We start from the raw sequence: 21,242 nt of genomic DNA, 5'->3' as shown, positions 1-21,242 counted from the left end.
TCTTTTGTAAAAAAAATACAAAACACTAGCAATAAAATAGTTACAATTTTACCAGCACAATACATTTCATTTACAATCTTTACAAGAGCTTCCCTTCTAATTTTACTTCATCAAAAAATTAATGTTATGAAAAAGTTCATATTACTAGTTGCTGTATCAAGCACTTTCATTATGTGTAAAAAAGGTGAAGTTTCACAAGATAAGATTGATGAAGCTATGAAAGCAACGGACAGCATCTCTACCGTCGCTCATGAAACAATAGATCATGCGGCTACTGTTGCAAACCAGGCTATGGATTCTGCCAGTATCAAAATAAAAGATTTTGACAATACCAAAGACGAGATCCAGAAGAAAATAGAAAACACCTCAAAAATGGTAGATTCTTTATCCGAAAAAGTTGCTTCCGCAAAATTGGAATCTAAAATTGAAAAGAAAGACTCTGCTATAAAAAAGGACGAAAAAATAGTTGTAAATGTTCCTGCACCAAAAGTCATTAAAGAAACAAAGATCGTTTATAAAGATAAGCCTCAGAATACTAATTATGAAAAAGACCTTTCTAAAGACAGAATAGTAAAATCTGGCTATCTTGGGATAAAAGCAGACAATGCTGAAACCGTTAAAGAAATTATCCGGGAAGAAGCTCTTAAAAATAACGGTTATATCAAATCCGAAAACCTTGGCTATATGGAGCCGGACAACAGACGTGAAGAAGATCAAAAAGTATATACGTTAGATATCAAAGTTCCTATTCAACATTTCGATGGTCTTATGGACGCTCTCAACTCCAATATTACGGATATTGATACTAAAGATATTCAGGTTTCAGGTCATCAGTACATTGAGAATACCATATGCAGCATCAATATTAATATTACAGACAAAACCAAGGCAGAAAAAGAACCTAAAACATTCGGAGGAAAATCTCTGGCCGCCATCGAATCGGGCTGGGATGTGATTACCTCTATTTTCCTGTTCATACTTCCTTTATGGCCTGTTCTGCTTATTGGAGGTGTAGGATATTATTTTTATAAGAAAAGAAATAAGAATATTCCTAATAAAAATGTTTAATCTATTTAGAAATTCGTTATCGCTACTTATTTTTAATTTTTTTTTAATAATAATTACAATTCCAAGTGATTTCTTATTTCTAAATTTATAAAAATATTCAACACCAAAACACCCGATTCATGAGTAAAGAACTTCCTAACTTTAAATATGAGTTAGAAAAAAAGGAACCCAGATTAGGCCCTGGTGGAGTTACAAGAGGAGTCTCTGTAAAAGAATTTGCAGCCTCTCAAAACCTGGCAGGAGTCAGTATGCACCTTGAACCGGGAGCCATCCGTGAACTTCATTGGCATGCCAATGCTGCAGAATGGGGGTATGTTTTGGAGGGACAGATGCGCACCACCGTCATCGATCCTCAGGGGAATGTTTTTATTGATATTTTTAATCCGGGAGATGTATGGTATTTCCCAAGAGGCTATGGCCACGTTCTACAATGTATAAGCAGTGAAAGCTGTCATTTTATATTGATTTTTGACAATGGTGATTTTTCTGAAGATCATACTTTCAGCATTACCGATTTTATTTCAAGTATTCCGGTGGAAATTGCGGCACAGAATTTAGGAATCACAGAAGAGGAAGTTAAAAAACTTCATCAGGGAGAAGCTTACTTTGCAAAATGTGACCTTCCAGACATTCGCTCCGGGCTTGCTTCACCAAGAAATGAAATCTCGCTGGTATCTAAACACCGTTATCCGCTGGGAGCACAGCAACCTATCGTGGTTCCGGGAGGAGGTTTACAGAGAGTGGTGACACAGAAGGAATTTGATATTGCCAAAACCATTACAGGAAGTATTTTTGAAATAGAACCGGGAGGATTAAGAGAATTACACTGGCATCCCAATGCAGACGAATGGCAATATTACATTCAGGGAAAAGCAGAGATGGGGGTTTTCCTTGCAGAAGGACAGTTTGTAAAAGACGAATTCAATAAAGGTGATGTAGGCTATGTTCCCATGGGAGCCGGGCATTACATCAAAAATATAGGAACAGAAAAGCTTATTGTTCTTTTAGGATTTAACAACGGATTGTATGAAGCGATTGATCTGAGCAGTTGGATCGGTGGAAATCCAAGAGATATTTTAAAAGGAAATTTTGGAGTAAGTGATGAAATTATTGATCAGTTTCCAACCTCCGGTAAGCTTATTATTAAATAAATGAATTTCAGTGATCTCACGGAATTCAGCATAAACCAGGAAATTTTTATTTCATATATTAATATTTTGTGATTTGGTGTAAAATAGGGCCCTCAACTGAGAGCCCTATTTGTTTTATTTCATATTCACTACTTTATCTACAATGTACGTTGTGTTTCCTCTCCATGGAAGAGCCCCTTTGTATTCTTTGTAATGAAGGTCAAAAGTTTTACCGCTATTGGTTTCCAACAGTTTGAAAACTTCCGGATCAGATACAGAAAATTCAAACTCGTAGCTTGTAATAGTTCCTGTTTTTCCGCTTCCAAAACCTTCCTGAATCAACTTCCCTTCATAAGTTTTGAAGACATAGCCTTTTTTCATAGCATAGTTCAGGTACCCTGACTTTACTCCTTCTCCGAAAACGAAAAAGTACTTATACCATACCAATACTCCTAAAAGGAGAAGTACGACCCCTAAAGTGATCCACAAAGATTTTTTCATAAGTAGTGTGTTTTAAATAATTTTTATTTTGCGATACTTCTTGAGATCACGATTTTCTGGATTTCAGAAGTTCCTTCGTAGATCTGAGTGATTTTTGCATCTCTCATCAATCTTTCTACGTGGTATTCTTTCACATATCCGTATCCACCGTGGATCTGTACGGCTTCAATAGTAGTATCCATTGCTACTTGAGAAGCATATAATTTTGCCATAGCTCCGCTTTCAGAGATATCTTTTCCTGCATCTTTTTCACAAGCCGCTTTAAAGCAAAGCATTCTTGCCGCAGTAATCTGAGTTGCCATATCAGCCAATTTGAAAGCAATCGCCTGGTGGTTGATGATTTCAGTTTTGAAAGCTTTTCTTGTTTTAGCATACTTCAAAGCCAATTCATAAGCTCCTGAAGCAATTCCTAAAGCCTGAGAAGCGATACCGATTCTTCCTCCGTTCAATACTGCCATTGCAAAATTGAAACCAAATCCGTCAGCACCAATTCTGTTTTCTTTCGGAACCTTTACATTATTAAAGATCAAAGAGTGGGTATCACTTCCTCTGATTCCTAATTTGTCTTCTTTAGCTCCGATTTCAAAACCTTCCCATCCTCTTTCTACGATGAAAGCGTTGATTCCTTTATGTTTTTTCTCAGGATCTGTCTGAGCGATTACAATATAATAAGAAGCTGTACTACCGTTCGTGATCCAGTTTTTAATACCATTTAAAAGATAGTAGTCTCCTTTATCTTCTGCAGTTGTTTTCTGAGAAGTTGCATCAGAACCCGCTTCAGGCTCAGATAATGCAAAAGCTCCAATTACCTGCCCGCTTGCAAGAGGAGTAAGATATTTTACTTTTTGTTCTTCAGATGCAAATTTCTCAAGACCGGCACAAACCAATGAGTTGTTTACAGACATTACTACCGCTGCAGAAGCATCCACTTTTGCAATCTCTTCCATTGCCAATACGTAAGAAACGCTGTCCATTCCTGCACCTCCGTATTTTGGATCAACCATCATTCCCAAAAGACCCATTTCTCCCATTTTCTTCACCTGTTCTGTAGGGAATTTCTGGTCGCGGTCTCTTTCAATCACTTCTGGTAATAATTCGTTTTGTGCAAAGTCTCTTGCTGCCTGCTGAATCATCAGCTGTTCTTCCGATAAATTAAAGTCCATAAAAAAAATAATTAGATAGCCGTAAATTTACACTTTTTAGCCAAATATGAAAAAAGAAATTAAAATCGGGAAAAAGGCAATCATAAAGGCGATTTTCAGAGTTTTAGAAAGGTGAGATAAGCAATTCTGCATTCACATGAAATGTCCCCTCCATATTATAAATAAGAAGTAAGAATTTTATTAATAAATCCTTTATCACAGCTTATATTCTATCACTTACGGCCCTCTTTTTGATGAATATATTATGGTTAGCATTCAAGTAAATTCTAATTATGAGAATCAAAAGTTCATAATTAAAAAAAATGCTTATATTTAAGTTTCTTTAAAAATTATTTAAAAAATCATGACGATCAAGAGATTATTCGATATTCCGCACTATGCTTTAGAAAAATATCCTAAAACGGATATGTTTGTCACAAAATATCAGGGTGAATGGAAAAAAACTTCTACTCAGGAGTTTATCAATGAAGGGAATAAAATATCCAGAGGATTGCTGAAACTGGGTATCAAACCAGGTGACAAGATCGCTTTGATCACAACCAATTCCCGTACGGAATGGGCTATTATGGATTTTGGAATGTCTCAGATCGGAGTTGTTTCTGTACCGGTATATCCAAGTATTTCACCGGAAGATTATGAATTTATCTTCAACAATGCTGAAATTCAGTACTGTTTTGTTTCCGATAAGGAGCTTTTGAATAAAGTGATGAAAGTAAAGCACAATATCCCAAGCTTACAGGGAATTTTTACTTTTGATAATATCAGTGGAGCAGCTAACTGGAGAGAAATTCTGGATTTGGGTAAAGACGAATCTACACAAATTGAAGTAGAAGACCTTTCTAATGCTATTAATACGGAAGATCTGGCTACCGTCATTTATACCTCAGGAACAACAGGCCGCCCTAAAGGAGTGATGCTTACTCACAATAATATCGTTTCAAACATATTGGGAGCGATCCCGAGAATTCCTAAAAAGAGAAATTTTGATTATAAAGAAGCAAGAGCATTAAGCTTCCTTCCTATCTGTCATATCTTTGAAAGAATGCTGTTCTACCTTTATCAATACAACGGTTTTTCCTTGTATTTTGCAGAAAGCATTGAAAAGATGGGAGAAAACGTAAAAGAAGTGAAACCTCACTATATGACCGTAGTTCCTAGGTTGGTAGAAAAAGTTTATGATAAAATTTACAATACAGGTTCTTCTGCGGGAGGATTGAAATCTAAAATTTTCTTCTGGGCTTTGAATTTAATTAGTAAAAAGAAAACAATATCCAAGCCTTCAGGACTTCAGGAAATTATCGCAGACAAACTGGTCTTTTCTAAGTGGAGAGAAGGGTTAGGTGGCGAAATCATTACTTTGGTTTCAGGATCTGCAGCATTGTCTACAAGACTTAACTTGATGTTCCAAAATGCAGGAATTCCTATTTTAGAAGGATATGGCTTAACGGAAACGTCTCCCGTAATTTCTGTTAACAGTTTCGACAAAATGAAAGTAGGAACGGTTGGAGTTCCGTTGGATAACTTAAAAGTAAAAATTCAGGAAGACGGAGAAATTACAGTAAAAGGTCCGTCAGTATTCAAAGGATATTTCCAGAACGATGAAATGACAAGAGAAGCCTTTACGGAAGACGGTTATTTCAAGACCGGGGATATCGGAAATATTGACAGCGACGGGTTCCTGCAGATTACCGACCGTAAAAAAGAAATGTTCAAAACCTCTGGTGGTAAATATATTGCTCCTCAAACGATTGAAAACCTGGCAAAAGCATCTAAATTCATCGAACAGATTATGGTAGTAGGGGATGGTGAAAAAATGCCATGTGCTTTGGTACAGCCTGATTTTGAGTTTGCTAAAAGCTGGGCCATGAGAAATAATTTGAACATTGGCTCTACACCGGAAGAAATTGCCAAAAGTCCTGAGCTGAAACAAAGAATTGAAAAAGAAATTGACGGCATCAATGAGCATCTCGGAAACTGGGAGAAAATCAAAAAAATAGAACTTACCCCTGAAATCTGGAGCATTGAAAGCGGGCTTCTTACTCCTACTTTAAAACTTAAAAGAAAAGCGGTAAAAGAAAAATTCATTGCTCTTTACAACAAGATGTATGAGCATCATGAATAATTGTATTACAATGAAAATACTTACTATATTCATCAGCCAATCCATCCTTATTGGGTTGGCTTTTTTCATGTGTTCCTGCCAGAAAAAAGAGGATAACAGTCAACTTACCATGGTAAAAGAACAAATAGAAGAACCTCCCCCTCCTCCCTCTTCGGATCTTCTTCATTCTTTGAAAGAAAAGGAATTACTGGATTATATACAGACAGCGAAAACAGTAAAGCCTAATCCTAACAACGGCGCACCTTTCAATCAGCTTGACTATGATAAGATTATTGCATATGATTTTCAAGGAGAAGAAGAAATGTATGAGGATGCCATTGACAGAAAAGGGAAATTCATCCCTGTTATCTTAAAACAACAGTTTCTGACACAACAACAAGCAGATCATATTTTGTCTGCTCTGGCTAAAAATTCCAGTTATGGAGGAGGCTCTGCTGCCTGCTTCAGACCTCATCTGGGATTGGTATTTTTTAAGGGAAATAAAAAGGTTAATCAGATCAGTATCTGCTTGAGTTGTAACGCTTCCCATTCTGAGATAGAAATTCCTGCAAAAAAACACAAACTGGTCAATAAAGGAACAAAAGATGAATATTCTCTGGAAGGATTTACTTCATCTGGTAAGAAGGCAATTGCTCAACTTTGTAAAAAGATCAACTTTCAGTATGGGAGATAATAGTATATATTGTTATACTGTAAGGTACACATCTTAAAAACAACAAGTGTATTATCTCACACCATCAAAAAATAGATATGAAGAAGTTAGTTTCATTAAGTTTATTATTTTCTATAATTTCTTGTACCAGACCAAATACTGATTCAAGTTTTTCAAAACCAATAAAAGTAATAAAATTTATGGGGATAAATAGTTATTCTAATGATATCAATCCTAAAATATTTTGGTCACATACTGATGAGCATATGTTTTTGTTTATGGAAAGAGCAGCTTTTCTTTCCGATATAGAAGCATATAAAGAAACATCTAGCAGTTCTCTTCATGAGTATATTTACGCTTTTATAACTCCAAAAGATACTTTATATTCAGATTACACACTCAAATCATGGATATTGATAAGGAATAAAAAAGAGAAATACTACTATGATGAGGAAGGAAAGACAATGAAATTTTTAAAAAGAACCTATCCTTTTTTTAGAGATTGCCTGAACGCTGATGGAATGTAACTTCTCTCGATACTTCACAATAAAATAGTATAGCAGATAAACAAAAAGCCTCGCAAAATTGCGAGGCTTTTATATTATTTAAAATCAATAATTAGAATTTAATTACAGATTTCATTCTTTCGTTTTCTTCCATTACCAACTCGTCATCTACAAGAATTTTTCCTGAATGCTCGTCAATAATGATTTTCTTTCTCTGAGCGATTTCCATCTGCTTCTGAGGAGGGATTGTGAAGAAAGATCCTTTTGGAGCACCTCTTTCTAATCCTACTACAGCAAGACCGTTGATAGAGTTTGTTCTGATTCTGTTGTAAGAAGCCAGTAATCTTTCGTCAATTTTACCTGCATATTCTTTAGACTGCTCTAGCAAATATTCTTCTTCTTTCTGAGTTTCAGAGATCAAACCTTCTAATTCTTCTTTTTTGAATTTTAAGTGGCTTTTCAAGTCGTTGATCTTTGCATTCAGTTCGCTTAAAGTTTCATTTTTGTGAGCAATTTTAGCTCCGAATTCTTTAATTCTTTTTTCAGCAAGCTGAATTTCCAGATCCTGGAATTCCATTTCTTTTCCTAATGCTTCAAACTCTTTATTGTTTCTTACATTATCCTGCTGAGATTTGTATTTCTCAATTAAAGTTTTAGCATGGTTAATCACTTCATGCTTCGTTTTGATCTGATCGTCCTGATCTTTGATGTCTGCATGAAATTTTTCAGCTCTCTTTTCAAGACCTTCAATCTCGATTTCAAGATCTTCAACTTCAATTGGCAATTCTCCTCTAGTATTTCGGATTTCATCCAATCTTGAATCAATGATCTGTAAATCGTATAAAGCTCTTAATTTTTCTTCAACTGAAATATCGTTGGTTTTTGCCATATTTAAATGAAATAATTTACTGGGTTTGTTTTTTCAATAGATTTTGAAATTGCAAATGTACTAAATTTTTGTGATAAAATTTCAAATAATTGTTGACTTACAAATTGTTCTGATTCATAATGACCTATATCGCAGATCAGCATTTTAGACTCTGCTAAAAAATAGTCGTGGTATTTCAAATCTCCGGTAAGATAAGCATCACATTTCTTTGATACCGCAGAACGTATTCCACTGGCTCCGGAACCTCCCAACACCCCTACTCTTTTAATTTTTTTGTTATTAAAAGCAGAATGTTTGATAACTTCCAGACCAAATTTTTCTTTTACAAATCCTAAGAAATCCTTTTCATCCATTTCTTCTTCAAGATCTCCGTACATTCCCAACCCAACATGATGATTTTTATTATCAAGACTGTAAATCTGATGAGCAACTTCTTCATAAGGATGTGCGTCTTTCATTGCTCCTACGATCTGGCCCTGTTTAAAACTTTCAAAAATAACAGAGATCATGTCTTCATCGGCATTTTCTCTAATATTCTGCTGTCCCGAAAACGGATTGGATCCTTCAATGGGACGAAATGTTCCGTTTCCATTTACAGTGAAGCTGCATTCGTCGTAGAACCCGATACTTCCTGCTCCCGCAGAAAATAAAGCTTCTTTTACTTTTTCTGAGTGATCTTTCGGAACGAAAACAGTCAGCTGCTTCAAATTATTTTCTTTAGGCTGAAGAATCTTCATATTCTTTAAACCCAACTGGCTGCATATCCCATGATTCACTCCAAAGAAATGATTATCAAATGCCGTATGGATGGCATAAATAGCGATTTTATTTTCAATTGCTTTCAGAACGGCTCTTTCAACATAATTTTTGCCTGTTAAAGATTTCAATCCTGAAAAAATAATAGGATGAAAACATACAATCAGATTGCAGTTTCTCTCTATTGCCTCCTGTACAACATTTTCCAATGCATCATGGCAAACCAGAATTCCGGACACATTTCTGTCGGGTACTCCACACAGCAATCCTACATTATCAAATCCTTCTGCCTGCTGTAGCGGAATGAGTTTATCTATTTCTGCAATTACTTTTCTTATTGTCATTTTATTCTGTATGTTTGCTACGAAAATAACGATAATTTGTTAATTTTAAAAAACATTAAATATGGAAAGAGAGCACAATCTTATTCCTGAAGACAAGCTTTGGAAAAGGTTTCTTTACCGGATCATTTACCGCTCTGATACAAAACTTGGGAAGCTTTTTGACATTATCTTACTGTCATTGATTCTTGTAAGCACCGCCATTATTATGATGGAAAGTGTTCCTAAGCTTGATATAAGATTCCATCTCACTTTTCTTATCCTTGAGTGGATTATTTCTCTGTTTTTTACGGCGGAATATTTGATGCGAATTACGGTGGTAAAAAATAAAAAAAACTATATTTTCAGTTTTTTGGGTATTATAGATTTTCTGGCGCTGGCTCCATTTTATCTTAGTTTTTTCTTTCCGGTTACCAAGTATTTCCTGATCTTCAGAATGCTGAGAATGTTGAGGATTTTCAGAATTTTCAACCTTCTGGATTTTATGAATGACGGGTACCTCATCGTACGGGCACTTAAAAACAGTTCTAGAAAAATATACATCTTCCTTTTGTTCCTTATTATCTTCTCGGTTATTGTCGGTTCACTTATGTTTATGGTGGAAGGCAATAGAAAAGGATTTGAAACCATACCGCAATCTATTTATTGGGCGGTAGTAACGGTAACCACCGTGGGATATGGAGATGTCTCTCCTATTACTCCTTTAGGAAAATTCTTTGCGGTTGTTCTCATGCTTGCTGGATATTCCATTATTGCGGTCCCAACAGGGATTGTAACAGCAGAAATGCGCAATAAGAGACAAAATCTGGAAAAGATATGTGACCGATGCGGAAATGAAGATATTGATGATGATGCAAGGTATTGCAAACAGTGTGGCAAGAAATTAGCTTAATACATATTATGAATGTTATTAATACATTTTTCTCACTAAATACCACAAAATTATGGAATCAACAAAGAAAAACAAACCGAACAGCTTAGTCGTCATTCTTTTTGCGCTGATTGTACTCATGGTCATTATTTATTTTATACTAGCCATGTTCTTCCCTTCTGTTTTTGACCTTATGAATACTGGAGATATACAACCGGTACCCAATAAGTAATTGAAAACAGCACATAAAACTTAAAAAAAGAATAGATTATTATAAAAAAATGAGTGAAAAAATCACTCATTTTTTTGTGTCAACTTTATTGACTCGTTCAAAAAAACCGGATCATGATACATGATCCGGCTTCGTTTTTGACAAAACTATTATCTATTTTCTAATTACTTTAACCGTTTGTTTAGATCCGTCCTTCATTTCTAAGGTAACCAAATAAATGCCTTGTTTCAATTCGTTTAAATGGATTGTTGAACCAGGGTTAGCGATCGTTTTCATCAGCCTTCCTGAAGCATCATTTACCAAAACATTTTTCACATTTTTAGCATCTGAAATATTCAGTACATCGGTGAATGGGTTAGGATATACTTTGATATCATTTTTCGTTTTAGAAACTTCTGTCACCGCAAGATTGGCCAAATTAACACTGATATCGTCCAGATACAGATTGTCCTGGTTAACATCTGAATAGGCATTAAATCCGAAATAATAAACCCCTGATGTAGGAACAGTAAATGTAACAGATTCATTATGCGCTGTATTATCGTTGATTGAAGGATAATCTGCTATAGGATTAGTCATTGCAGCTATCGTTGGAGAAGTTCCAAAAGCCACTTTCATTTTCTCTGTATACGCTGTTGAATTATTACCATATTTATAGCTAATGGTATACTGTACTCCAGCTGTCAGGTTCAGACCTTGAGTAAAGAACCAAGTGTCAGCAGCATCAAAGAAACTATATGAATATCTCAACACATTGGTTGTAAAGTCATTATTACCAGAAGGAGCAGACGATGTTTCCCAACTATTTCCTGATCCGGCATTAATATTTTCGGTACAACCTGGAAGACTTGGCGGAGTTACGTTTTCAAAATCTAAAACATAAGGTAGATTGGCGCTCGCACATAAAGTGGTGAAAGAAGTAGGGTCACTCCATGCACTTTTATCAGCAGCACTGCATACAGATCTTACCCATACATAATAATGAGTAGCAGAAGACAAACTCGGAATATTATAAGTTGCGGCTGTAATACCCGTAATATTAGGATTACTTGCTGCAGTTGGAGCGGTACTTGATGTACTGTAATAAATTTCATATCCTCCTGCAGGAGCCGGGGTTGGAGCTGTCCAGAAAAGTGTAGTTCCCGAAGAGGTTGTATTTGAAACGGTTAATAAACTAGGTTCGCTACAAGTAGGCGTTACATCTACTTTAATATCATCAACATACAATTCATTCATATCTGGATCAGAATAGGCCTGGAATCCGAAATAATAGACCCCTGTCGCTGTAGGGGTAAAATCTACAAAGTTACTGGTAGCTGTACTGTTCACTATATTAGGATGATCTGCAAGTGGATTGGTCATAGCTGAACCTGCTGCAGAAGTTCCATAGGCTACTTTTAATTTTTCAGGATAAACAATAGTTCCTTCTGCATTGGCGTATTTGTACTTGATTCTGTAGCTCACTCCCGAAGTAAGATTAATTCCGGAGGTAAAGAACCATGTATTGGCACTATTGGAAGAATTATAAGTGTATTGAAGAACTTTTCCTGTAAATCCTTGAGAAGCTAAATCGGAAGTTTCCCATAAATTTCCGTTCCCATCATTAACTACTGAAGTACAGATAGGCATATCTGGTAGTACTGCAGATTCGAAGTCCTGTACATAAGGGACTCCCACCGAAGTACATGCTGTAGTAAAAGTAGCCATTTGAGACCAGCCACTTTTATCTGTAGCACTACATACGGAACGTACCCATACACGATATGAGGTAGCAGCAGAAAGTGTTGTTAAATCTGCGCTTAAAGTATTTGTGCTTCCCGAAGGAATTGTGTTAGCGGTAGGAACTGATACAGTACCTGAGTAATAATATTCGTATCCATTAGCTGGAGAAGAGGTAGGAGCCGTCCACGCAAGGTGAGCAGATCCTGCGCTTACAGAAGACACTGTCAGTCCACTAGGAGCAAGGCATGTAGGAACTGATCCTATAACCACCGTATAATCATGAGCCTCACCATACCCTGAAATGTTACAAGGAATGGGCTGACTGGAATATCGATCTCCGACTCTCATCCTGTATGTACCTGGAGTAACGGTGGAAGGAATTGTAATAATACCTGACGTAACATTATTTCCTGCAACCGAAGCACTGCTTGCCGCAGCCACAAGTTCCGGCGCGGTGTCATCAAAGGTTCCGTCGTTATTAAAATCTATCCAAATACGTACGTTTTGATTAGCAAAGTTGTGAGTAACGGAAAAGTCATAGCTTAATCCTGCATTCAGGTTAATAGTCATAGAAGTATAATCTCCATATGCTCCTTGAGAACATCCTGTATTCTGGTGATCAAATCCTGCTGAAGGAATTGTAAAAGAATCTACTAAATCTCCTCCATCGCAACCACTGGCGTATTGTGGCACGCAATAGGTTTGTGCGAAGGACAAAGATCCAACAGTTAAAAAACTCGCGAGTAAAATATTTTTCATACAATGTACATTAGTTAATCAAATCTAGCAAAATACTTCAATAGAATAATATTTTTTTTAAACAAAATTTAACAAAAACAACAAAACATTAATCTATCACAAAATAAAAACACTACTTATTTATTGTAAAATCGGGATCAATTCAGAATTCCTTGTGAGAAATAATATCAAAAAAAGACTGCCTTTCACAAGACAGTCTCCGGTTTTTATTTAAATGAAAAATTATTTTTTAATAGCTTTCACGGTTTGCTTGGAACCATCTTTCATATTAAGAACTACTAAATACAAACCTTCTTTTAAGTCTCTCAATTGAAGTACTGTAGAAGGGTTTTCAATAGTTTTAACAAGTCTTCCTGCAACATCAATCACTGAAACAGATTGTACTTTTGCCACATCGGAAATCGTAAGTGTTTCTGTGAATGGATTAGGATATACTTTAATACTGTTAATTTTCGCCACTACTTCAGAAGTTCCCAAATTAGGATTCTGCTTTACCTCAACGTTATCAAGAAGAACATCATCGTAGAAATATCCGTTACCACTTACGTTCTTATCAACCGTAAATCTTACCTGAATGGTTGCTCCGATATAAGAAGCTGCCAAAGGAACTCCCACTGTTCTCCATTGGTTGGAGTTGGTTGTATCACTGAAAACAGACACCCATCCATTTCCATCGTTTACTTCTACTGTAAGTTTGTTATTATCACTAGTTGAAGTAACTACAGTTGTTCCTGTAGATTGGGAATGATTTTTAAACCAGTCAAAAGAAATGAAAGGCTGCGTCAACCCTGTTAAGCTGATTGATGGACTTACCAATTGTACAGTATTAGCTCCTGCCCCATTATATGGAGAACTAGCATCTACCCAGGCATAAGTACCTGCTGCCTTTCCATTATTAGCAGGGCTTGCACCATAATCTGCACTTCCTGAAAATTTCCAGAAAAGGTTAGGATCAGTACTTGTAGCAATAGGATTAATATTGTTCCAGCAAGCCGGAGCATTACCAGAATCGAAGTTTTGAGCAAATGGAGCCGTTGTTGTTACACAAAGGGTATTAAATACCGCAGCTGGAGAAGACCATACACTCTTATCAGAAGCGCTACATACAGATCTAACCCATAAATAATAAGTATTCGCAGGAGCCAAGCCAGTTAAAGGTGTAGAATTGGTAGTACTTGTTCCTGAAGCCTGAGTAGAAGCCGTAGGTGCAGTACCACTTGTAGAATAATAATATTCATAACCACCTCCCGGAACTTGCGTAGGAGCAGTCCAGGAAGCATTTGCTCCTGAAGCTGTAATACCTGAAACAGTAACTCCGGTAGGTTCAAAACATGTTGGGGTAATATCTACATTAATATCGTCTACATAAATCTGATTCATATCCGCGATAGAATAAGCCTGGAATCCAATATAATAAGTTCCTGTAGTTGTCGGAACAAAATCCGTATACGTGCTTGTTGAAACTCCACCGGTAAGAATATTCGAGTGATCAGCTATTGTATTGGTCATCGCTGCACTTGTTGCAGAGGATCCATAGGCTACTTTTAATTTTTCAGCATATTGAGTTGTTCCGGCTGCATTGGCATATTTATATTTAATTCTATAACTAACTCCTGCTGTAAGGTTAAGACCTTGTGTAAAGAACCATGTATTAGCCGCGCTGGAAGAGCTATATGAATAGTTAAGTACCTTACCTACAAAACTTGTTATAGAGCTAGTTGTTTTCCATGCATTTCCTGAACCGCTATTGATTACACTCGTACAACTTGGAACCGCCGGAGTCGTAACATTTTCAAAGTCTAAAGTATATGGAAGATTCGTTGATAAACAAGCCGTTTGGAATGATCTTACTGTACATGCTGTAGCAGGAGCTGCAGTAGCAGCAGTATAAGCCGACACAGAATAGTAGTAAGTTGTGGCATTAATCAGTGGGCTTGATAAGGTATAATTGTTATTAGCTCCACCTACGATATCTGTATCCAGAACTTCATTTCCACCGGAAGTGGTTCCAACTTTCAATTTATAGCCTGTCGCTCCGTTTATTGTATTCCAAGTTATGGTAGGAGTAACACTTACACCTGTTGCACTGGATGCAGGCGCAGTAACGGTAGGACAAAGGCCTAATGTTGTAAAGTTTCCGGAACTGGACCATAATCCTTTATCTGTACCATTACAGTTTGCTCTTACCCAATAATAATACAGGGTTGAAGGTACTAATCCTGATAAATTTGCAGTGACATTCCCTGCCCCTACGGATCCTGAAGGAGTAACTGTTGACGCTGGCGCTGTAGAAGATGTAGCATAGTAATATTCATAGCCACTTCCTGGAGGGGTTGTAGAAGCTGTCCAGTTAATTGTTGCCGTATCTGGAGCCAATGCTGATGAAGTAAGCCCTGTTACTGTACTGGCACAGCTAGGTACCGTTGTAAAAGATCCTGTAGATGCATACCCATTACCACTTCCTGCTAAATTCGGTATATGAGAATACATAGCCTGCGCAGAACCATTTAAAGCCTGCACCTGAAATTGGTAGGTCGTATTTTGAGTTAAACCTGAAATAGATGCTGTAGTAGCAGATACCGGATTACCACTAAAGTTAGTCCAGTCACAACTTCCCAATGCTCTATACTGAACATTATAAGCCGTTGCACCCGTAGGAGCTGTCCAACTCACAGTAGCACCTGCATTTGTAACTCCCGTTGTTGCCGCAAAAGTTCTTACCGGCAATAGAGTTCCCGGAGTCCATGTGTACTGAAGCCCTGCTGGAATTTTAACATTGGCATTGGTTCCACTGGAGAAAAGCATAGCACTGGAATTCGCATTTCCAGTTACCGCTTTAGACCAGTCGCAAGTAGTACCAGATGGTACATTCCCAATCATCAATGGGCTAACATTGGTGGAATAGGTAACACTGTTTCCTCTAATCCCTACCTGTGGAGTACTGTTCGACGTACTTGTTCCAGGATCTGTACAGTTACCGTATATTATCTTAATTTCACCGGTAGCGTATACAAGTCTGATCTGGAAATTCAATCTTTCTGTTGAACGGTTGCTGTAGTTAGCATGATCCTGCCATTGAACGACAAATTCAGATCCTAAATCCTCATACCTTACTTCATGGTTACCAGGAGGCTGAGTAGTATCTGATGCATAAAATCCCCCATCCTGTCCAAAAGCAGAAATCGCACCTGTTGTAGTTCCCAGGGTCGACAAAGGTGTATAGTTTGATCCAGCAGGCGCGGCTCCGAAAGTAATATATCCGTTCGCACTGATGTACAGACTGTTCATTGCAACACCCCCAAAATTAAACGGAGAAGACAAAGGAATTGCGGCCGAAACCTCATTGTCATAAGTGGTATTGTTTGTTAGGGGAAATAATTTTGTACCACCTGTAATAGGTACATAATTCACCCCGGTGCTTTTCGAGAAAGCATAATTAGCGACGTTTGTTTGTGCATAGACACCCATACTTAAGAGCGCTAAGCACGACAGTAGAATTTTTTTCATAAACTTAGTAATAATAAAAGTTAGGGAGGTAAATGTATAAATATTAATTTAAATATTAAAAATTATCTTAAAATATTAAATTAAAACAATTAAAACAACCATTATATTAAAATAAAATCAAACGTTTATTTAAAATTAACATTTATTTCATAATTCAATGATAAATCATAAAGCATTAACTACCAAGCCATTATGAAAACAAAAATCAACAATATATAATTCATCTTTTATTAACTAGTATAAAAAGTATTTAATTTCATAAATCCTATGCAAACAAAAAAAAGCGACTTTTTGAGCCGCTTTTTAACTATTATATTACAAATTTTCTTTAATTCAGATAAAATTCATACTTATTGAGTAGCTGAATTTCTTTAATCAAATCACCGTTAAGATCTACGGAATGTTTCATAGACTGAACTTCAATATGAGAATCGTCTTCTATGTTTTTAATGAAGAACTTCAGTTTTTGGTTTCCTTTATTTCTGTCAAGTACCGTTTTGAAAAAATCCAGATCTTCTTTTCTCACATCCATCACATCCATCACCAAAGAAATACTTTTAGCAAATCTCTCAAATGCTTCCTGGAGTTCTATCACATCAACTACATTCACAAAAACTCGTCCATCCTTTACCTGAGCAAATTTTATTTTGAAAATAACAAATCTCTGAACTTCCAGTTTTTCCTTCAGCCTCATATAATCCCTGTCTCCTAACCTGAACGAATATGAACCTGAATAGTCTTCCAAGGTCACAAAAGCTACTTTTTCGCCACTTCTGAAACCATCCTGAACTCTATATTCCGTAATCAAACCTGCTACCGTGTATTCTTTACCACCGCCGCCATTTTCTCTTTCCTTCTGAAGGGTTTTCCAGTCTTTCTTTTTCTCCTCAAACAATTCTTCCTGTTTGTTGGAAAAGGCCTGCTCTTTATAAGCATCTACCTCATCCAGATTTAAAAATGAAAAAGTTCCTTTAGGTTCTGCTTTTTTTGTTACTTCTTCTACAACTTCTTCTTCTCCGGCAACAACATCATCAGACACAATTTCTGTAAGATCCACCGAGTCATCCTGAGAGTCCTGTTCTAAGACTGGCGCTTCATCCGTTGGAGCTTTTTCCTCTTCTTCTTTTTCCAGCACAGATTTTTTGGAAAGCTGCCCCTGCATAAACTGAAACTGATACTTAAACTCATCCAGCGGATGGGCAGAAAGATAGAAACCGATAATTTCTTTTTCTTTATTAAGCTTGTGCATATTGGGCCACTCAGGACAAGGCGCGAGTTTCGGTTGTTCAATCTGAACTTCATCTGCGAAATCAGCAAATAGAGAGTGTTCCATCTCGTTTTTACTCTCCTGGAAACTCTGTCCGTATCTGATCAACCTTTCAAGATTGGTTTTCCCAGCCATATCAATATCGAAGTACTGACCTCTGTGGTAAGAGTGCAATTCGTCGAAAGCACCTGCCAACACCAAACTTTCCGCTACTCTTTTATTCATCTGAGACGGAAGTATTCTTTCGAAGAAATCGTAAATATTTTTAAATCTTCCGTTTTCTCTTTCTCTGGTAATCGCTTCACTAGGTCCTTCTCCAATTCCTTTGATTGCTCCTAAGCCAAAACGGATCTGGCCTTTTTCGTTTACTGAGAATTTATACTGAGATTCATTCACATCCGGTCCTAAAACATCCACTCCCATACTCTTACAATCTTCCATGAACATGGTAATCGATTCGGTATTGTTGATGTTATTACTCATCACACTTGCCATATATTCTGCCGGATAATTCGCTTTTAAATAAGCAGTCTGATAGGCAATAAAGGCATAACAGGTGGAGTGAGACTTATTGAAGGCATATTCTGCAAAGGCTTTCCAGTCGTTCCAGATTTTTTCCAGCCTTTCTTCATTAAGATTATTCTTTCGTCCTCCTTCAATGAATTTTGGATACATTTTATTCAGAACGTCAATCTGCTTTTTACCCATTGCTTTTCTCAAAGTATCGGCTTCGCCTTTTGTAAAGTCGGCCAATTTCTGGGATAAAAGCATTACCTGCTCCTGATAAACGGTAATTCCGTAAGTTTCTTTTAAATATTCTTCTGTCTCCGGTAAATCGTAGACAATTTCTTCAATCCCGTGCTTTCTGTTGATAAAGTTCGGGATGTATTTAATAGGACCCGGACGATACAATGCGTTCATGGCAATAAGATCGGCAAAAACTGTGGGTTTAAGCTCTCTCATGTATTTTTGCATTCCCGGACTTTCATACTGGAAAATCCCTACTGTTCTTCCTTCTTTAAATAACTGGTACGTTTTGGTATCATCAAGCGGGATAAGATCCGGATCAATATCTACTCCATATCTTGCTTTAACCAGTTTAAGTGCGTCTTTAATAATCGTAAGGGTTCTCAATCCCAGGAAGTCCATTTTCAGAAGCCCTGCACTTTCTGCTACGGAGTTATCAAACTGAGATACCAAAATATCGGCATCTTTAGCCGCAATCGTTACCGGAACAAGGTTACTTACATCTTCGGGCGTAATAATTACTCCACACGCGTGAATTCCCGTATTTCTGATGCACCCCTCCATTTTTTTGGCACTGGCAAGAACCCCATGACGTGCATCATCCGGACTATCCAGAACATATCTCATCTCATCGACAAGCATCTGTTCTTCCGGTTTCAGTTTATCATATTTCGCCAAGGCTTTTGCAATATTCATCCCCGGGCTTGGAGGAATCAGCTTCGCAATATTGTTTGTATCAGGAATAGGAACATCTAAAACTCTTCCGGCATCTTTAATAGCGGATTTCCCCCCCAATACGGAGTAAGTAATAATCTGCGCTACCTGAGTTTTACCATATTTTTCAACAACCCATTTGATAATTTTGTCTCGTCCTTCATCATCAAAGTCGATGTCAATATCGGGCATGGATACCCTTTCCGGGTTCAGGAATCTCTCAAAAAGGAGATCATATTTAATAGGGTCTACATTGGTAATTCCGATACAGTACGCCACCGCAGATCCGGCAGCAGAACCTCTTCCGGGACCTACCCAAACTCCCATATTACGGGCTTCATTACAGAAATCCTGTACAATAAGGAAATATCCGGGATAACCGGTATTGGCGATTACTTCAAGCTCGAAGTCAAGACGTTCTTTAATTTCATCTGTGATACCTGTAGATTCATATCTTTTCTTAGCCCCTTCGTAAGTAAGATAGGTAAGATAAGCCATCTCCCCTCTTTTTCCTCCGTCTATATCATCTTCTGCATGGATAAATTCTTCAGGAATATCAAACTTAGGAAGAAGTACGTCTCTTTTTAAGGTATAAGGCTTAAATTTAGCAAAGAACTCATCATAAGCTTCAAAAGCATCAGGGTAAGCAAGGAAAGCCGCCTTAATCTCATCAGAATTTTTAATGTAATATTCTCCTGTTGCCAACCCTCTTCTCTTTCCAAATCCTTTACCTACGGGAGTGGTCAATTTTTCGCCATCTTTTATACAACTTACGATATCCTGAATATTAGAATCGTCTTTATTGGTATAAAAAGTTTCGTTCTGCGCTAAAATCTTAACGTTATATTTATCTGCAAAATGTAGTAAGACATCATTTAAATGCTCTTCTTCTGGCAGTTCATGATTTTGAATCTGTACATAAAAATCATCTTCAAAAGTATCTTTCCACCATTTGAAAAGTTCTTCCCCTTTCTGCTCACCGGTATTTAACACAGCGTCCGGAATATCTCCAAGAATTCCCGAAGTTAAGGCGATTAGTCCTTCTTTATATTGTGCAATCACTTCACGGCTGATCCTTGGAACCCCAAAATAGAATCCTTTCAAAAAGCCGATACTCGAAAGTTTTGCTAAGTTTTTATATCCGTTAAAATCTTTTGCCAAAAGCACCACCTGCGTCCTTCTATCGGGATCATCTTTGGTAAACTGCTTCTGCTCATAACGGTCAGAGATGTAAAATTCACATCCTACAACAGGAATAAGAGGTTCAGAAACAGGTTCTACTTCATTGAATTCTGTTCCGTTTTCTTCTGCCTCCTGCTTTTTAGCCAGATATTCTTTATGCTTTTTTGCTCTGTCACCATTTGCACCTTCCACAGCAGAAACAAACTTAAACGCACCCATCATATTTCCCAAATCCACCATTCCGACAGCCGGGAAATTTTCATCAGATGCTTTTTTGATAAGGTCATTAATGCTTGAAGTAGCCGTTAATGTGGAGAAAACACTATGGTTATCAAAGTTGAAATATTTCCCCAGATCAATCTCGTCAACACTTCCGAAATCCTGCTGTTTTTTCTTGTTGTGAAAATCAGCGACCTGTCTTCGGATAACAATTCCGAAAGGTTTTATAGGATTAGGATAAAGGCTTCTAAAGTAAGCGAGTTGGTCTTCTGAGATTTTCAGTGTTTCAGCAGGAACCACTCCGATTCTCATCATTTCAAAGAAAACCTGTGCAGTAGCATTTACGTCAGCCGCCGCGTTGTGGGCTTCATCAAACTTGTTTCCATAAAGTTTTTCATAAAGCTCTTCAAGTTTTGGAGGTTTAAATCTACCACCTCGTCCTCCACCTAATTGACAGAAGTCCGTTCCCAGAATCATCGTATCAGCTTTAGGCTTTTCCTGTAGATTATCTTTTAAATTTTTTCTGTAAAATTCTGCTCCTACGATATTGTAGTCAAATTCAACGTTGTGTCCGGATACAACTCTTACTCTCTCCAGTACTTTAGAAAATTCTTCCAGTATTTCCTGCAGATCACGCCCTTCTTCATTGGCAATTTTAGTAGTAATCCCGTGAATTCTTGCCGCGTTGAAGGGAATATCATACCCTTCAGGCTTTATTATATAATCCTGATTTTCAATTAAATTACCATCATCATCATGCACCTGCCACGCGATCTGAACCATTCTTGGCCAGTTATCAGAATCTGAAAGCGGAGCGTTGAAATTTTTTGGTAAACCGGTTGTTTCTGTGTCAAAAATTAAGTACATATAATTTTCTAACTTTTTTATAAAAAG

At 37.1% G+C, this 21,242-nt stretch carries 14 protein-coding genes; 7 read left to right on the top strand and 7 right to left on the bottom strand.

The window, feature by feature from the left end; translation table 11 throughout:
- Nucleotides 1-126 precede the first annotated feature (126 nt).
- Both ACL9RH_RS01045 and ACL9RH_RS01040 read left to right on the top strand, forming a co-directional pair.
- Nucleotides 127-1,068, top strand: coding sequence for a hypothetical protein (locus tag ACL9RH_RS01045; RefSeq protein WP_422691470.1), 942 nt, complete (start codon nucleotides 127-129; stop codon nucleotides 1,066-1,068).
- Nucleotides 1,069-1,187: 119 nt separating this feature from the next.
- A complete protein-coding gene (locus tag ACL9RH_RS01040) occupies nucleotides 1,188-2,219 on the top strand; it encodes a cupin domain-containing protein (protein WP_422691469.1) in 1,032 nt (343 codons plus the stop codon).
- A 114-nt stretch (nucleotides 2,220-2,333) separates the two neighbouring features.
- Here the strand turns inward: ACL9RH_RS01040 and ACL9RH_RS01035 are convergent, their stop codons facing one another.
- On the bottom strand, nucleotides 2,334-2,699 hold the full coding sequence (locus ACL9RH_RS01035; protein ID WP_422691468.1) for a hypothetical protein: 366 nt from the start codon (nucleotides 2,697-2,699) through the stop codon (nucleotides 2,334-2,336).
- Between the two features lie 23 nt (nucleotides 2,700-2,722).
- Nucleotides 2,723-3,862: an acyl-CoA dehydrogenase gene (locus ACL9RH_RS01030; protein ID WP_422691467.1), complete on the bottom strand. Its 1,140-nt coding sequence runs from the start codon at nucleotides 3,860-3,862 to the stop codon at nucleotides 2,723-2,725.
- A 343-nt stretch (nucleotides 3,863-4,205) separates the two neighbouring features.
- Between ACL9RH_RS01030 and ACL9RH_RS01025 the strand changes: the two genes are divergently transcribed.
- The 3 genes from ACL9RH_RS01025 to ACL9RH_RS01015 all read left to right on the top strand — a co-directional run bounded on the left by ACL9RH_RS01025 (nucleotide 4,206) and on the right by ACL9RH_RS01015 (nucleotide 7,163).
- Nucleotides 4,206-5,984, top strand: coding sequence for an AMP-dependent synthetase/ligase (locus tag ACL9RH_RS01025; protein WP_422691466.1), 1,779 nt, complete (start codon nucleotides 4,206-4,208; stop codon nucleotides 5,982-5,984).
- 10 nt (nucleotides 5,985-5,994) lie between these two features.
- Entirely contained in the window at nucleotides 5,995-6,657 is a 663-nt protein-coding gene (locus ACL9RH_RS01020) for a hypothetical protein (RefSeq protein ID WP_422691465.1), read from the top strand.
- 77 nt (nucleotides 6,658-6,734) lie between these two features.
- A complete protein-coding gene (locus ACL9RH_RS01015; RefSeq protein ID WP_422691464.1) occupies nucleotides 6,735-7,163 on the top strand; it encodes a hypothetical protein in 429 nt (142 codons plus the stop codon).
- 91 nt (nucleotides 7,164-7,254) lie between these two features.
- Here the strand turns inward: ACL9RH_RS01015 and ACL9RH_RS01010 are convergent, their stop codons facing one another.
- Nucleotides 7,255-8,031, bottom strand: coding sequence for a zinc ribbon domain-containing protein (locus tag ACL9RH_RS01010; protein ID WP_129058254.1), 777 nt, complete (start codon nucleotides 8,029-8,031; stop codon nucleotides 7,255-7,257).
- Between the two features lie 2 nt (nucleotides 8,032-8,033).
- On the bottom strand, nucleotides 8,034-9,131 hold the full coding sequence (locus ACL9RH_RS01005) for a Nif3-like dinuclear metal center hexameric protein (RefSeq protein ID WP_422691463.1): 1,098 nt from the start codon (nucleotides 9,129-9,131) through the stop codon (nucleotides 8,034-8,036).
- Between the two features lie 61 nt (nucleotides 9,132-9,192).
- Between ACL9RH_RS01005 and ACL9RH_RS01000 the strand changes: the two genes are divergently transcribed.
- Nucleotides 9,193-10,020: an ion transporter gene (locus ACL9RH_RS01000; protein WP_422691462.1), complete on the top strand. Its 828-nt coding sequence runs from the start codon at nucleotides 9,193-9,195 to the stop codon at nucleotides 10,018-10,020.
- A 52-nt stretch (nucleotides 10,021-10,072) separates the two neighbouring features.
- A complete protein-coding gene (locus ACL9RH_RS00995; protein WP_422691461.1) occupies nucleotides 10,073-10,231 on the top strand; it encodes a hypothetical protein in 159 nt (52 codons plus the stop codon).
- Nucleotides 10,232-10,384: 153 nt separating this feature from the next.
- On the opposite strand, the gene ACL9RH_RS00990 is transcribed toward ACL9RH_RS00995, so the two are convergent.
- The 3 genes from ACL9RH_RS00990 to dnaE all read right to left on the bottom strand — a co-directional run bounded on the left by ACL9RH_RS00990 (nucleotide 10,385) and on the right by dnaE (nucleotide 21,215).
- Nucleotides 10,385-12,712, bottom strand: a complete 2,328-nt coding sequence (locus tag ACL9RH_RS00990) for a GEVED domain-containing protein (protein WP_422691460.1) — start codon at nucleotides 12,710-12,712, stop codon at nucleotides 10,385-10,387.
- A gap of 222 nt (nucleotides 12,713-12,934) precedes the next feature.
- Nucleotides 12,935-16,219, bottom strand: coding sequence for a fibronectin type III domain-containing protein (locus tag ACL9RH_RS00985; protein WP_422691459.1), 3,285 nt, complete (start codon nucleotides 16,217-16,219; stop codon nucleotides 12,935-12,937).
- 328 nt (nucleotides 16,220-16,547) lie between these two features.
- Complete coding sequence (dnaE, locus tag ACL9RH_RS00980) at nucleotides 16,548-21,215, bottom strand: DNA polymerase III subunit alpha (RefSeq protein WP_422691458.1); 4,668 nt, start codon at nucleotides 21,213-21,215, stop codon at nucleotides 16,548-16,550.
- Nucleotides 21,216-21,242 lie beyond the last annotated feature (27 nt).

It is taken from the genome of Chryseobacterium sp. Mn2064 (assembly GCF_049319685.1).
Lineage (GTDB): Bacteria > Bacteroidota > Bacteroidia > Flavobacteriales > Weeksellaceae > Chryseobacterium.
Note: the sequence above shows the minus strand (reverse complement) of the source record. Positions and strands in the feature narration are given on the sequence as shown.

Excerpts from the sequence above, each read along its gene's own strand:
- ACL9RH_RS01045 (WP_422691470.1), top strand. The coding sequence starts at position 127 with ATGAAAAAGTTCATATTACTAGTTGCTGTATCAAGCACTTTCATTATG.
- ACL9RH_RS01040 (WP_422691469.1), top strand. The coding sequence starts at position 1,188 with ATGAGTAAAGAACTTCCTAACTTTAAATATGAGTTAGAAAAAAAGGAA.
- ACL9RH_RS01035 (WP_422691468.1), bottom strand. The coding sequence starts at position 2,699 with ATGAAAAAATCTTTGTGGATCACTTTAGGGGTCGTACTTCTCCTTTTA.
- ACL9RH_RS01030 (WP_422691467.1), bottom strand. The coding sequence starts at position 3,862 with ATGGACTTTAATTTATCGGAAGAACAGCTGATGATTCAGCAGGCAGCA.
- ACL9RH_RS01025 (WP_422691466.1), top strand. The coding sequence starts at position 4,206 with ATGACGATCAAGAGATTATTCGATATTCCGCACTATGCTTTAGAAAAA.
- ACL9RH_RS01020 (WP_422691465.1), top strand. The coding sequence starts at position 5,995 with ATGAAAATACTTACTATATTCATCAGCCAATCCATCCTTATTGGGTTG.
- ACL9RH_RS01015 (WP_422691464.1), top strand. The coding sequence starts at position 6,735 with ATGAAGAAGTTAGTTTCATTAAGTTTATTATTTTCTATAATTTCTTGT.
- ACL9RH_RS01010 (WP_129058254.1), bottom strand. The coding sequence starts at position 8,031 with ATGGCAAAAACCAACGATATTTCAGTTGAAGAAAAATTAAGAGCTTTA.
- ACL9RH_RS01005 (WP_422691463.1), bottom strand. The coding sequence starts at position 9,131 with ATGACAATAAGAAAAGTAATTGCAGAAATAGATAAACTCATTCCGCTA.
- ACL9RH_RS01000 (WP_422691462.1), top strand. The coding sequence starts at position 9,193 with ATGGAAAGAGAGCACAATCTTATTCCTGAAGACAAGCTTTGGAAAAGG.
- ACL9RH_RS00995 (WP_422691461.1), top strand. The coding sequence starts at position 10,073 with ATGGAATCAACAAAGAAAAACAAACCGAACAGCTTAGTCGTCATTCTT.
- ACL9RH_RS00990 (WP_422691460.1), bottom strand. The coding sequence starts at position 12,712 with ATGAAAAATATTTTACTCGCGAGTTTTTTAACTGTTGGATCTTTGTCC.
- ACL9RH_RS00985 (WP_422691459.1), bottom strand. The coding sequence starts at position 16,219 with ATGAAAAAAATTCTACTGTCGTGCTTAGCGCTCTTAAGTATGGGTGTC.
- dnaE (WP_422691458.1), bottom strand. The coding sequence starts at position 21,215 with ATGTACTTAATTTTTGACACAGAAACAACCGGTTTACCAAAAAATTTC.